Origin of the sequence: Methylobacterium sp. J-030 (genome assembly GCF_022829545.1) — a bacterium.
GTDB lineage: Bacteria > Pseudomonadota > Alphaproteobacteria > Rhizobiales > Beijerinckiaceae > Methylobacterium.
Genome location: NZ_JAKSYM010000376.1, coordinates 15,931 through 29,339 on the forward strand (window position 1 = coordinate 15,931; position 13,409 = coordinate 29,339).

Here is a 13,409-nt window from a genome sequence, read left to right on the forward strand (position 1 = left end):
GCGCTCGCGCAGAAATTTATAATACACGCTAAGGTACGATGACATCTCGCTTCAGCCCAAAATGCGACGCGCGCTTCGCCAGACGTGCTCGACCAGCCCGATTAGCGAATGTTCTTGGTCCGCCCCCCGCCGCAGCGAGGGTGTGCCGACTTTCGGCGTCTGGTTCAAAGATCTCATCGCAGTCAGGGCCGCATCAATGTCGAATAGCTTCTCATTGCAGAGCAATTCACCGGCCCCAAAATGGAACAGGCTAAAATTATGTAATATCCGGGGCCATAATTCTGCATATAGCTCGGCTAGTCGTTCGTGGCTGAGCGAGCATAATTTTGATAATTCGCTGCGAATGAGTTGAAATCTTTCACTTGGGTCATCTATCAGGTCGTAACTCTCATCAATAAATGGGTGGAATGTCATAAATCCCTTGGCGCGAATTTGCTGCAGTGTCCCAGCATTCGCGACCATCAAAAAAGGGTGACAGTGCGCAATTGGCTTCCAGGATTTCTCTGTCATCCTTAGTTCTGACATAGCGTTGTCAAATGTTGATTCTGTAACAATACTGAAATATGACTCGGTGTAATATCTAGTATCGAATCCGCCGTACGCCATCTTCGGCTGATCCGTTTCTCCATCGAGCACGATTGGAGCCAAACTCTCAAGTTCCTGGAAGCGGGATATCGTTGCGTCGTCGAAGCGGAGATATCGAAACCAATCCTTGATCACGTCGTCGTCAGACCAATCCGTTGTGTTGTGCTCGGTTTCCTTGGCAACTCTACCATGAAACGAGAGATGCCCGTCCTTCAGGGCGCCCATCGAAAGTAATGCCAGGGGGATCGCCAGCCGGGTGTGCCTGGACAAACGGTTAAGCGATAAATATTTTTTGGGCCTGGTCGCCTTACTGTTTGCAAGCAAAAGGCTGCGGTAATACAATCTTTGAATTGCAGTCTGGTCTTTGGACAATTCGGCCGCGTAATAATATAATTGGACGTCGAATGAAATAGGTGTAAACGCGGGTTTCTGTTTGTTGCTATTGCACCAAGTTGCGTATCGTTGCGCCGCTGTAAGATCGCTCGTCAGGTATAAAACGCGATCAGCTGTTAGCCCATACGATGCGATGCGCTCAGCGCTGTGATTTAAGGCGACTGGATCGAGTGGGAAACCTTCGCCTGCGGCATCCAGGCAGAGCTTCATGTTTGGTGCAGCCATGTAAGTCAGCGCACCCTCCTCAATAAGCCTGAAAACCAGGCCGGCTTCGTTTCCCTCGGGTCGCAAGCGGCTGGGATGGATGGCAGGTATAGGTAATAGGCAGGTACGAGAAGGGTCCACCTTGTCAATAGAATAAACGTAATCTATCAAGTCTCTCTTCAACCCCTGGAAAGCCGCAGGAGTCAAAAAGAAACTATTATTAGGACCTCCAGTGAAAACTTGTATTTTGCGCATCACTAAGCCGTTTTCTGATGGATAAGTCGGTGTGGTGTCCAACAAGATTTGACGCTGAGTCGAGCCCTCGAGGCTCCCAATCGGTGTTCCGTATCTACACCCTTTCGGGGCGTCCCTGCGGGACCTGCCATGTTGAAGCGCCCAACGCTAGGCTTAAAACCGATCCTGGCCGGAAGCGGCTTATCTGATTTGAAGACGGCCGACCCGGAAAGCTGACCGGCCGCCTACCAGCCAACCCGGGCGCCTGAATCGCGGTCGGTACCTCTCCGAGGCGGCCGTTCGTCGGCCGTGTGGCAACTTCGGCTCAAAGTGGTGAGCCGCCATGGGACTGTCGGCCGAGACCCGACCGTCGGCTTTGCGACTTTCCCGGTCACTCCGGCCGCCATAGGCGTGTCTTTGAGCGGCGATAAGGTGGATGGCTAGCATCAGCGGCCCTCCGGCGACAGCCACGACGACGGCAGCCGTCAAAGTGATCCTCCCCTGATTTCGCGGACACAGGGAGATCAGTTCGTGGTCCCCTCGGCTTGCTCGGGCGTGAGATAGCCGAGTGCCGAATGAATGCGTTGCCGATCGTACAACCTCTCAAGCACAAGACCCATAGTACCGGGTCTGGCGACGACGGTGTCGTCGTCTACGGGTGGCATCCGTGGGCCGGGCGTGCGGTTCGCCTTCACGAGGTGATCGGGCGCGCAGCAGGTACGGCCGTGCGCTGCACGCCCGTGGACGTGTCACCCGCACGCCTGCAGGAGATCCCTTTGGATGCTCGACCCCGTCGCGTGCGGGGCAATGCGGGCGGCGCCGCAGTTCTGGCGGACCGAGCTCGCCACCAGCTTGGTGCTCGGCCCTCCAGGGATGCCGGCGTCCACGACCCGGCCATCGGGAGCATCGGTGTGAGGCAACGACCGATCAGCCCGGGAGCATTCCTGAGTGAGGCAATACGTGGTCTCATCCTGATTGCCGCGCTGCAGTCGGCGGCGAACAACAAGTTGACCAACGCCAACTGGCGCTGGCGCGCCGTGGTCGAGCGGCAGCACCGCTGAGGAGGGCACCGCTTCCTGATCTCAGCCGCCCGGACCGCGAAGCAACTGGGCGAGATCGTCCGGCACCGTGCCCGCGCTCGCGCGGGCGGCCAGCGCCAGTATGAGCGCCACGCTCGGTGAGTCCGTGATTGCGCCCGACAGTGCGGCCGCGACCGCCTCAGCGAAGGGGACTGAGCGGCAGGACAGGCTCTCCTGCGGGTCAGGGGTCGATGCGACGCTCGTCAGTCCCCAGGCGACGAAGCACGCTGCGACTTCGTTGCTGATGCCCGGCGAGGCGTCCAGCCTGAAGAGTTCGAGCCAGCGCTCAGCCCCAAGGCCAGTCTCCTCGGACAGTTCACGCTGCGCCGCCTCGAGCATGTCCGAGCCTCGCGGTCCCGAGCCGCGCACCAGCTCCCAGGTGAAGCGGTTGAGCACGTACCGGTACTGCCCCACGAGGCGGGTCCGGCCTTCGGCGTCGATGGGCAGCACCGCGATCCCGGCCACCTGCGAGCGGAGCGCCACGTGCGTGTGCTCGTGTCCCGAGCGGTGGCGGACTGTATCAGTGTCGTAGGCGAAGTAGCGGTCCTCCACGAGGCGGCGCGTTCCCAGCGTCGTCCAAGGGTTCGTCTCGTCGGTCATCGGCACCTCCGAACTCGTCAGTAGCTCACCGGGCGCCGTCGCGCTCCCCCGTCCGCACGCTCGCGCTTCACGAGGTCTGATCCATGGCCGTCACCCTCATCGACACGGCAGACTGGTCGCTTGTCGTCCCGCTCAAGCCCGCACTGAACCTGACCGGCTCCCGGCTCCGTGACGATGACGGACCAGTTCGGCGGGGCGCCCGCCGCCGAGATCGACAGCGCAGACGGTTCGATCACCTGGACCGCGGATCCGGTCACTGGTCTGACCAACGCGCTGACCATCAGCGTGCCGAAGGCTGCCCGCGGTGACTGGTCGGCGTCGGCGCCGACCAACGCCGACGCCGATCGGTCTCGACGACTTCGAGGCGCTGAAACCGCCGTGCACTGTACGTATGGCTGTCCATACGCACTGTTCTCAACGGCCGTGCATCACCTCCGCAAGGCGGTTTTCATCGAAGGGATACCGCCTAGCCGACATAGACGCAGTTGCAGCGCACGGCCGCCGAGCCGTTGCTCAGACAGCCGACCATCCCCTGCGCGTCGAAGGTGTACTGGCCGTTCGCCGCGTCGACCGCGCCGTCAAACTGGTATTTCGGCGCGAGCGTGCCCGATCCGAAGGCGGGGGCGGGCGAGGCGCCGGTGCCGACGTCGATGTACAGGAGGTCAGGCTACCAAGCGAGTTGCGGCGGCTGTGCCTCTGTCGTAGTTGTTATTTTGGTCTGGCAATCACGTACCTTCAGCACCTACCGACAGCTGCACCGCCGATGGCGGCCACCTCGCTGCTAGGAGCGAGGTGGCCGCCTTTCCGCCTGATATTTTCCGTTTCTCCGAGTTGTTGGTCGCTCCGTAAAGCCAAAGAGCCGTGCCAAGCTGTAAGGATCAGAAAATAACTAAAAAGCCGAGTAGATTTTTACAAAAAAAGAGAATCCACCTAGATGATGAACCAAATTAAAGCTTAGGGTGCGACGATGACGAATACTTGCAGTGTTGCCGTTGCCTACCTAGCTCGCGGCGTCAATAGTGATTACATCGAGCGATTCCAGCAGTTCGCTCAGTCCTACCGCGCTCACTCAGCGGGCATGGAACATACGCTCTATGTTATTTTTAAAGGCTTTTCCGATGAGTCCACCCGGACTTCCGCTGAAATGACCTTCGACGGTTTGAGTTTTAAGGCGATCGATACCGACGATACGAGCTTCGATCTAGGCGCCTATGCGGATGCGCTACATACTATTACTGAGGAAGTTGTATGCTTTCTTAACACTAACACCGAGATTGCCTCACCGAACTGGGTGCGCAAACTTGTCAGCAATCTCTGTCAGCCTGGAGTCGGCATGGTTGGAGCCACGGGATCATATGAGAGTCTGAGTCACATCAACAGGTTGTTCCCTGCATTTCCCAACCCGCATCTGCGCTCAAATGCGTTCGCACTTCGCCGCATTCATGCCTCTGAGATTCTTGGATCGTACAATTTCAAAGACAAACTTGACGCCTTCTTCGCCGAAAGTGGTCCGAATGGGCTAACACGGCGGATGCTGCAGATGGGCCTGACCTGCTTAATCGTGGGAGCCGATGGCCGAGGCTACACACCCCAGCAATGGACGGAGAGTGATTCGTTTCGGCAAGGCGACCAGGCCAACTTGCTCATTCGTGACAATCAGACCCGCGCCTACATGGAGGCGGGACCAGTTGAGCGGATGTTTATGGCCGTTCGGACCTGGGGGGCGGCATACGCGCCGAGAGTGGTTGAGGTGTAGGTGCTCGTGTTTCGCCTTCAGCCGCTCGCGCTGGACCTACTCAGGTGAGCGGCCCGTCGGGACACGCTGACGGCGACCGTTGTAGGCGACATCGAAGCCGCAGAGCAGCGTCCAAGGTCTTCGTGATTGTAGAGCGTGATGCCCAGCGCCTCACGCTGTACCCGCCCGTTGAACCGCCAGACCATTTCTGTAGCCGTTGCGGCTGTTGTCGGCGTCCTCGCCCGCCAGAAGATGGTCCATTTCAGCGTTGAGCGCCCACTCGTCCAGAGTCTTTTTCGGATCGTCCAGCAGGCCATCGGCCTCGAACGCCGATTTCGGATCAGCACCGGCCAGCAGCTGGTCCAGGATCGCGTCAGGTATGCGGGACATTTTGCGTCGAGCCATTCTGGCGCTCCGCGGACCGACTCTGTCGGGCCATGTAGCGGTCGGAGATCCACATCGGCGGCCGACACCCGTTCCTCAAGTTGTGGACCACGACGCCCCCAGATCGGAGAGGGCGTGTGCGGCTCGACCATGCGAAGGTTCCATCGAACGGGTTCGATGTGCCCGTTCTCCATTTTCCCGGCGAAGGCGGAATTGAGCATCTTCAGACAAATTAGAGTCCCTTGCACTTCAGGGTTTCTGTTTCGACGCAACCTTGACATAAAACTGATAGCACCCCCGAAATTTTCATCGAACGTCGGTGCGAATGTGTAACCTCACGATGACTGCCGAGCCTAACCAGGAATAACTTTCTTACGTAGGCACTGCTCAAGATTGCAACATCGAGTCGCGCAAATGCGCCGAAAATTGGCGAAATAGCAGCGTAAATTATGACACAGGAAATTTAGGATCACCCTGAAAGATTTTTTGCACGGCAAGAAAAGCGCGCGTTCTCGGCGAAAATCAGCTGACGTATACGTCCGTTGAAACGCTGTGTCCCCGGTGCTAGAAGGTCCTGAAGAATCTTAAGTTCCGTATCGCATAGGAGGTACGCCCGCCTTGGCTTGTCAATGACTGGTAATTGTCTCGACTTGAGGTGTTAACCAGCATAAGCCGGGCAGTATCTGAAGTTTTTATGCGGTGAACACACCTAAGCAGAAGCGGTTCTGCAAGAATGTAGAGCCGATAAACAAAAAGGCCGTGACGACATGGAACGAAATGCGATTCAACTTTTTGTGCCGACCTATCGCATCGACGAATGCCTTAACGAAATCCGCGAGTGCCTCGAAGTCGGTTGGACAGGACTCGGGTATAAGACTGTAAAATTTGAAGAGGCATGGAAGCAATATACCGGATTACCGCATGCTCACTTCGTAAACTCCGCAACAGCAGGACTTCATCTCGCCGTTAGAATTTTAAAAAAGCATTATGGTTGGGAAGAAGGCGACGAAATAATCAGCACACCAATCACTTTCGTATCCACAAATCATGCGATCTTATACGAAGGGTTGAAGGTAAGTTTCGCTGACGTTGACGAGTACGGCTGTCTCTGCCCGCTGTCTGTTCGAAAGGCGATCAATTGTAGAACACGAGCGATAGTATTTGTTGGTTTGGGCGGGAATGTCGGAGAGCTTGAACAAATACGGGAAATTTGTGCTGAGCATCGGCTGCGCCTCATATTAGATGCCGCACACATGGCCGGGACACGTTTTCGCGGTGTAGTTCCTGGCAGAGATGCTGATGCTGTAGTTTATTCTTTTCAGGCAGTTAAGAATCTGCCGACGGCTGACTCCGGCATGATCTGCTTTAACGACGCCGAGCATGACAAGGCGGCGAGGCAAATGTCATGGCTCGGCATTGATAAAGACACCTTCACCCGAACGAATTCAGCCGGAGCGTATAAGTGGTACTATGACGTTCCAGATCTGGGATATAAAGATCATGGAAATTCAATTATGGCAGCTATAGGTTTAGTTCAATTAAGGTACCTAGACCATGATAACGCGTATAGACGCCAAATAGCTCAATGGTACGATGAGTTGCTCGGCAGTTACTCGAACATTCGCCGAGTCCCCATCACAGCAGGATGCGAATCTTCCAGGCATTTGTATCAAGTGAGAGTTGAACGACGGGATGAAGTTTTATTGGCGCTGAACAACGCTAATATTTTTCCGGGCGTCCATTATAGGGACAACCGAGAATTTTCAATGTATGACCAGTCCGTCGCGCATTGCCCCAATGCATCCGAATACTCAAATCAAGTAATTTCACTACCGTTGCATCTTCGCATGTCAAGAGATGATGTGGAGTATATATGCCACCATATCAAGACTATATGCGGTTAAGCGTGGCTGTTGAAATTGAGGCAGATAGTCACGTGCCTACAGAGAACTTGGGTCTCTCATTCCAAATCCGATGAAAATTGAGGAATCTATTATGGAAAGCGGAGATTTTAAGATCTTTGACGATACGATTACCGGATTTGGATGCAGATTAATACCTTCCGACGAATCTCAAGCCGAATTCGTGGTGGCTTTGAGGAACAAGCCCGAAAACCGACGCTGGTTCATAAATCAAAGTATTTTAAGTCAGGCAACCCATCTTGCGTGGCTGGCAAATGCACGAGCCAAAGGGAACGACTTCAATTGGATAATAGAGCTCTCGGATGGCGAGCCCGTGGGCACGATTAGTCTGTATAACATCGATTGGAGCGCTGGAGCGGCTGAACTGGGGCGTCTCTTAATTGCCGAGCCGTGGCGAGGGCGAGGAGTAGCATTTTCTGCCTCCAGATTGGTGATTGATCGTGCCGCGTCCGCGGGAATAACTAGGATCGACTTAGTAGTTAAGCCGTCGAATTGCTCAGCTATAAGGTTGTATAAGAGACTGGGCTTTATAGTAGCAGATACTGACGAGGAAATTATAACGATGGTTAAGATGACGCCGTCTGCTTAAAAGCTTTTTGCGGCAATTCCTCAGGCATTTATTGACTGAGTTTAGGCGTCGACGGCCTTAGAGGTTGTGCTCAACTCAGAGGCGCCGGCAGGGCCCGGTGTGGACGGCGGTGCAGATGGCGGCTCGCCTCCGGCGTCCCGCATGAACCGATATTCACCTATCTAGAGGGGCGGGCGTTGGTTTTCGCACCAGTCGCGCTGGGTGTTGCACTTCACACTTAGCTGCGCCACCTAGCTCAGCGCTGTCTAGATGTTTGATCCCAGGGTTTGATGGTGCACTCTTCACGCCGGAGTGGAGGGACGCGCTATGGGCCAGGTTCTTCACGGCAGCGCCACAACGACGGAGGCAGTCCGTCGAGCGATCCAGCATAGTCAAGCGAGCCTGAGGGCGCTCTCAAAGCGCTACGGCATCAACCCGAAGACGGTCGCCAAGTGGCGGCAGCGGAACTCTGTCGCCGATCGGCGCACGGGGCCGAAGGATCCGCGTTCGACGGTGCTGTCACCCGAGGACGAGGCGGTCGTGGTTGCTTTTCGCCGTCACACGCTCCTGCCGCTCGATGACTGCCTCTACGCGCTCCAGGCCACGATCCCGCACCTGACCCGCTCATCGCTGCATCGTTGCCTGCAGCGCCACGGCATAAGCCGATTGCCGGAGGTCGATGGCGACAAGCCCAGGCGGTCCCGCTTCAAGGCCTATCCGCTCGGCTACTTCCACATCGATCTGGCTGAAGTCCACACGGCCGAAGGACGGCTCTACCTGCTCGTGGCCATCGACCGCACGACCAAGTTCGCCTTCGTTGAGCTCCATGAGAAAGCCACGCGACGGGTTGCAGGCGACTTCCTTCGCCATCTTATCGAGGCCGTGCCATACAAGGTGCACACCGTGCTCACCGACAACGGCACCCACTTCACCACGCCCGGCAACGTCGCCTCAGCCGCCTCCATCATCAAGGAAGCGATTGCAGCCGGCGAGACCTTTCGAGCCCACAGCTTCGAGGCCGCCTGCGCCCGCAACGATATCGACCATCGTCTGACCAAGCCGCGTCACCCCTGGACCAACGGTCAGGTCGAGCGGATGAACCGCACGATTAAGGACGCGACGGTCAAACGCTACCACTACGACAGCCACGAGCAACTTCGCGCTCACCTGGCCGACTTCGTCAAGGCCTACAACTTTGGCCGCCGTCTGAAGACCCTGCGTGGTCTCACGCCCTACGAGGCCATCTGCAAAGCATGGTCCGCCGAGCCCAGCCGCTTCAGGTCAAACCCGCTCCACGAAATGCCGGGACCAAACAATGGTGGCCCAGAGGTCGGACACGGTGCGGGCGGCTGCGCTCTGCAGCAGGTGCTTCAGCTTGGAAAAGATCTGCTCGATGGGGTTGAGGTCCGGGCTGTAGGCCGGAAGGTACAGGACCCGCGCGCCCACCGCCTCGATGGCCTCGCGCACGCCGGCGACCTTGTGGGCTTGCAGGTTGTCTAGGATCACGGTGTCGCCGGGCCGCAGCACCGGGACGAGGTGGTCGGCGACGTAGCTGCGGAAGCGGGCGCCGTTGGTGGCGCCGTCGATGAGGCTGAGCGCGCACGGTCCGGTTGTGCGCAGGGCGGCGGTGACGGTGGTGGTCTTGTAGTGGCCCTGGGGCACGAGGAGCCGGCAGCGCTCACCGCGGGGCGCCCGGCCGTAGCGGCGGGCCATGTTGGTGGCAGCCGCGGTCTCGTCGAGGAAGACGAGCGTGTCGGGGTCGAGGTCGGGCATGGCGTCGAACCAGGCTTGGCGGGCCGCCTTCACGTCCGCCCGCTCCTGCTCAGCCGCGTAGAGAGCCCCTTTTTCCGGGTGATGCCGTGGCGGGCGAAGAACCGCGACAGCCCGCTCGTGCTGGTGGTCACGCCCCACGCAGCCAAGACGTCGCGCAACTCGTGAAGGAAGAGCTGCGGCCCTTCCTCGTAGATCGACAGGATCAGATCGGCCTGCGCCTCGATCGCCTGCGAGCGCTGATCGCCACCCCGGGCACGCGGGGCGATCTGCCCCTCCTGCCGGACCCGCGCCGCCCAGCGGCTGGCGCTCGATACGCTCACCCCGAAACGGGCCGCCGCTCCATGGCAGGAGGCGCCGTCAGCCAAAGCCGCGACAACGCGCTCCCGCAGATCGATCGACAGGGCTGATGGCATCGGCGAGCTCCTCAGCCAACCAACCGCTCAGCCTCATCCCCGTTGCAAACCGAACGGGCACCGCTCTAAGCACAATTCAACCCAGCGATGAGCCTCATTTTTTAGGAAACTTGAGATTGGGTAGGTTAGCCGGTGGGGACTCCAGTCCTGTCCTTACGTCTGAATCGAGTGCGTTCCAAGTATCCACGAGCGCCTTGTAATGTGTCTTGTATGCCACCAGCACCCGCTCGATCTCGGAGGCGGTAGGAATCGACGACGCTGCATAATACTCGGGCTTGCTGATCTTGCTTCTTAAAATTTGTGACGTTATATCTTCATTTATTATAACCAGGCGGTCGGTACTGCCCTGCAATAAACCAGATATTTCCTCAAGTTGTTCCGCAAATCCACATAGTTGCCGTTTGTAGGTATGAAACATCCACAGGTCAATCTTATATCCTTCAGCCATTCCCATGCGACGGCTCCCTTTTTGGCGGTATAGTTCTAATAGCAACAGATCTCTGTGCTTACCTTTGATCGGACCGATCGAAGAAGGCACAACTCTTAGATCAGAGTCGTTCGACGTCCAAGCCAACTTGCGATATGCCGGCTCGGAGAACCACACAAGCGAGGCAAATTGATCGGGCTCTGCAGGTCTTCAGGGTGAAACAGACGCATCGAGAACAAAGATGGCAAGCTCGTCAAGGTAAGGTATCTATACTTTGCTGACACTGGGTGCCTTGATCGATTGAGGACCAAGATTGAAGGCCGAGCCAAAGCAATTGTTCTCAGCTCGGGAAAGCGCTATGATGCTCGCACCCCGCTCAGATGCCGGCACCATCCCGGCTGAGCGCACCGAGATCGCCCACAGCTCTAGGTTTATGGTCGCGGTATATAGTGTGACGGGTAGAGCCTGGGGCATTTCGACTCACTCGTCTAGGCTTGGAAGACACGTTCATAGGGCCGTGAGGCTGCGAAAGGTCTTTAGACAACGGGTAAGGCTGAGGTTTTCACGAACGAAGGTAGGTACGCGCGGAGCTGTTCATTCGTGCCGTAAGGGCAGCGCTAGACTGTGGCGTCCGGTAGCGCCGGGAATTTCATGTTGGGCCGTCGGAGTCGGAGCGCTGAGCTCAGACCGGCGTCGTCTTTAGCCTAGCACTACCTGGGCACTTTGAGGGGCGGTGGGCGTTTTGATCCTGCGGTAGCACTGCGGGAGACGGATATGGGTGAGAGATCGTCGGGGCCGGACCTCGATGTATGGCTGGCCCCGTTTCTGGCTACGATGGGGCGCAAGACGCGGCGCACCTGGGCGCCGCTGTACCTGCGCGGCCTGCTCGGTCCCGGTGATCGCAAGAGCCTGCAGCCGATGGCGGCTCGCCTCGGATTGCCGGGCCACGACCAACTGCAACACTTCATCGCCAGCCCGGCCTGGGACGACAGCCCGCTTTGGACAGAACTGGCCCGCTCCGCGGACCGGCTGGTCGGCGGATCCGATGCCTGCCTGGTGATCGACGACACGGCCCTGCCGAAGAAGGGCACGCACTCGGTGGGCGTGGCGCGCCAGTACTGTGGCGCGCTCGGCAAGAAGGCCAATTGCCAGTCGCTCGTCTCGCTCACCGTGGCGCGGGGCGAGGTGCCCGTGCCGGTCGCCCTGCGCCTGTTCCTGCCGGAGGAGTGGCTCGCTGACCCGACGCGGTGTGAGAGGTCGGGCGTACCCGAAGCGGCGCTCGTGCCGCAGAGCAAAGGCGAGATCGCGCTGAGCGAACTCGACCGCCTGCGCGCCGAGGGCGTCCGCTTCGGTGTGGTGCTGGCCGATGCCGGCTATGGCTGTAGCGCCGTGTTCCGGCATGGCCTCAACGCGCGCGGACTGGCCTGGGCGGTAGGGATCGCCAAGAATCAGAAAGTCTACGATCCCGGCGTGCGGCTGGTGGAGCCGGGCGGGCGGGCGCGCAAACTCGTGCCGGATCAGGAGCCGCGGGAGGCCGAGGCGGTTCTGGCCGCGCTGCCCTGGCGGCGCGTGACGTGGGGGCAAGGCACGAAGGGCGCGCTCTCGGCCCGGTTCGCCATGGTCCGCGTGCGGGTGGGCGAGGGCCTGGTCTGGGCCAACAACCGCCATCTGCCAGGCGACGAGGTCTGGCTGGTGGGCGAGTGGCGCGCCTCGGGCGAGCGCAAGTTCTACCTATCCAACCTGCCGCCCCGCACGACCCGGCGCGCCCTGGCCGGCACGATCAAGGCGCGCTGGGTCTGCGAGCAGGCCCACCAGCAGCTCAAGGAGGAACTCGGCCTCGACCACTTCGAGGGCCGCTCCTGGACCGGCCTGCACCGGCACGCGCTGATGACGTGCATCGCCTGCGCCTACCTGCAGCATCTGCGCCTTGCTCGGCCCGAACGAGCGGGTCGGGGGGAAAAAGGTGGCTGGCTTCCGAGGACCGCCGCCGTCTCCGAGCTTGCGGGCCGTGCGTCAGGCCATCATCGGCCGACTGTTCGTGGTGCTCATCCCGCCCGTACGATGCCCGCACTGCCGGCGCCACTTCCGGCTGCCATCTGACCTCAAAGTGCCCAGGTAGTGCTAGAGCATTTTCGGTTTAATCGGGGTCGTACCCTGCGGCGGCGAAGAAGTTAGCGCACTCGTCGGGCGTGACGGCTTCGACGAGCCGCCCGATCGCAGTCCAGAGCCCTTCGCGCGTGCGCTCGGCGGCCTTGCGCAGCCCCGCTTTGAGCTTGGAGAACGCCATCTCGATCGGGTTGAAGTCCGGGCTGTAGGGCGGCAGGAACAGCAGCCGCGCGCCCGCGGCCTCGATGGCTGCGCGCACCGCCGGGCCCTTGTGGCTGCCGAGGTTGTCCATGACCACGACGTCGCCGGGGGTAAGCTCGGGCACCAAGACCCGATCGACGTAGGCCTGGAAGGCGTCGCGGTTGATCGGCCCGTCGAGCACGAAGGGCGCGGCGATGCCCGACAGGCGCAGGCCCGCCACCAGGGTCGTGGTCTTCCAATGCCCGTGCGGGATCGGCGAACGTAGACGCTCGCCCCTGGCACAGCGCCCGCGCGTGCGGGCCATGTTGGTGGCCGTCCACGTCTCGTCGAGGAACACCAGCCGGGCGGGGTCGAGGTCGGGCTGGCTCTCGAACCACGCTTCCCGGGCAGCCTTCACGTCCGGGCGGTCCTGCTCGCTGGCGTGGGCCGTCTTTTTTTGTATGTGAGGTCGCGCGCGTCGAGGAAGGCCCACAGCGTGCCCACCCCAACCCTGAGGCCGTGCTCGTCTCGCAATCGGGCACGCATCTCCGCCAGAGTGATGTCGTCCTGCTCGTCGATCAGGGCGCGCAGGAAGGCCTCGTGCGGGTCGAGCTTGGAACGGCGGGCACGCCCCTGGGGGCGGGCGGCCACGCTGCCCGTCGTCGCGAGCGCCGCCATCCAGCGGATCGCGGTCGCCTTGCCGACCCCGAAGCGGGCGGCCGCCTGACGGCGCGAGGTCGCCGCAGCCGAGGTCACGACCCGCTCGCGCAGATCCAGGCTGTAGGGGCGGCCCATGCTTCGCTCCG

The 13,409-nt window shown here is 59.6% G+C and carries 9 protein-coding genes and 3 pseudogenes; 6 read left to right on the forward strand and 6 right to left on the reverse strand.

All coding sequences use genetic code 11. From position 1 onward, the window contains the following. Positions 1 to 51: 51 nt before the first annotated feature. Positions 52 to 1,479: a hypothetical protein gene (locus tag MKK75_RS30615; protein ID WP_244046245.1), complete on the reverse strand. Its 1,428-nt coding sequence runs from the start codon at positions 1,477 to 1,479 to the stop codon at positions 52 to 54. Between the two features lie 512 nt (positions 1,480 to 1,991). Between MKK75_RS30615 and MKK75_RS30620 the strand changes: the two genes are divergently transcribed. After that, a complete protein-coding gene (locus MKK75_RS30620; RefSeq protein WP_244046246.1) occupies positions 1,992 to 2,477 on the forward strand; it encodes a hypothetical protein in 486 nt (161 codons plus the stop codon). A gap of 21 nt (positions 2,478 to 2,498) precedes the next feature. Here MKK75_RS30620 and MKK75_RS30625 read toward each other — a convergent pair whose 3' ends face one another. Continuing rightward, entirely contained in the window at positions 2,499 to 3,095 is a 597-nt protein-coding gene (locus tag MKK75_RS30625) for an NUDIX domain-containing protein (protein ID WP_244046247.1), read from the reverse strand. A gap of 967 nt (positions 3,096 to 4,062) precedes the next feature. Between MKK75_RS30625 and MKK75_RS30630 the strand changes: the two genes are divergently transcribed. Beyond that, a complete protein-coding gene (locus tag MKK75_RS30630) occupies positions 4,063 to 4,851 on the forward strand; it encodes a hypothetical protein (protein WP_244046248.1) in 789 nt (262 codons plus the stop codon). A gap of 189 nt (positions 4,852 to 5,040) precedes the next feature. Here the strand turns inward: MKK75_RS30630 and MKK75_RS30635 are convergent. Next, positions 5,041 to 5,235: pseudogene (locus MKK75_RS30635) on the reverse strand (IS256 family transposase); the annotation flags it as partial. A gap of 746 nt (positions 5,236 to 5,981) precedes the next feature. Here MKK75_RS30635 and MKK75_RS30640 point away from each other — a divergent pair. The 3 genes and pseudogenes from MKK75_RS30640 to MKK75_RS30650 all read left to right on the forward strand — a co-directional run. Next, positions 5,982 to 7,118 (forward strand): DegT/DnrJ/EryC1/StrS family aminotransferase, encoded by a 1,137-nt coding sequence (locus tag MKK75_RS30640; RefSeq protein ID WP_244046249.1) that lies wholly within the window; start codon positions 5,982 to 5,984, stop codon positions 7,116 to 7,118. Positions 7,119 to 7,209: 91 nt separating this feature from the next. Further along, positions 7,210 to 7,725 (forward strand): GNAT family N-acetyltransferase, encoded by a 516-nt coding sequence (locus MKK75_RS30645; RefSeq protein WP_244046250.1) that lies wholly within the window; start codon positions 7,210 to 7,212, stop codon positions 7,723 to 7,725. A gap of 306 nt (positions 7,726 to 8,031) precedes the next feature. Continuing rightward, positions 8,032 to 9,018 (forward strand): annotated as a pseudogene (locus tag MKK75_RS30650) (IS481 family transposase); the annotation flags it as partial. Here MKK75_RS30650 and MKK75_RS30655 read toward each other — a convergent pair. After that, a pseudogene (locus tag MKK75_RS30655) lies at positions 9,019 to 9,890 on the reverse strand (IS630 family transposase); the annotation flags it as partial. Positions 9,891 to 9,984: 94 nt separating this feature from the next. After that, positions 9,985 to 10,344, reverse strand: a complete 360-nt coding sequence (locus MKK75_RS30660) for a hypothetical protein (protein ID WP_244046251.1) — start codon at positions 10,342 to 10,344, stop codon at positions 9,985 to 9,987. Positions 10,345 to 11,091: 747 nt separating this feature from the next. Between MKK75_RS30660 and MKK75_RS30665 the strand changes: the two genes are divergently transcribed. Then, on the forward strand, positions 11,092 to 12,417 hold the full coding sequence (locus MKK75_RS30665) for an IS701 family transposase (RefSeq protein WP_244046252.1): 1,326 nt from the start codon (positions 11,092 to 11,094) through the stop codon (positions 12,415 to 12,417). Between the two features lie 37 nt (positions 12,418 to 12,454). On the opposite strand, the gene MKK75_RS30670 is transcribed toward MKK75_RS30665, so the two are convergent. Continuing rightward, a protein-coding gene (locus MKK75_RS30670; protein ID WP_244046253.1) for an IS630 family transposase occupies positions 12,455 to 13,398 on the reverse strand; the annotation gives its coding sequence in 2 pieces (ribosomal slippage) (positions 12,455 to 13,062 and positions 13,062 to 13,398; 945 coding nt in all). Positions 13,399 to 13,409: the final 11 nt, after the last annotated feature.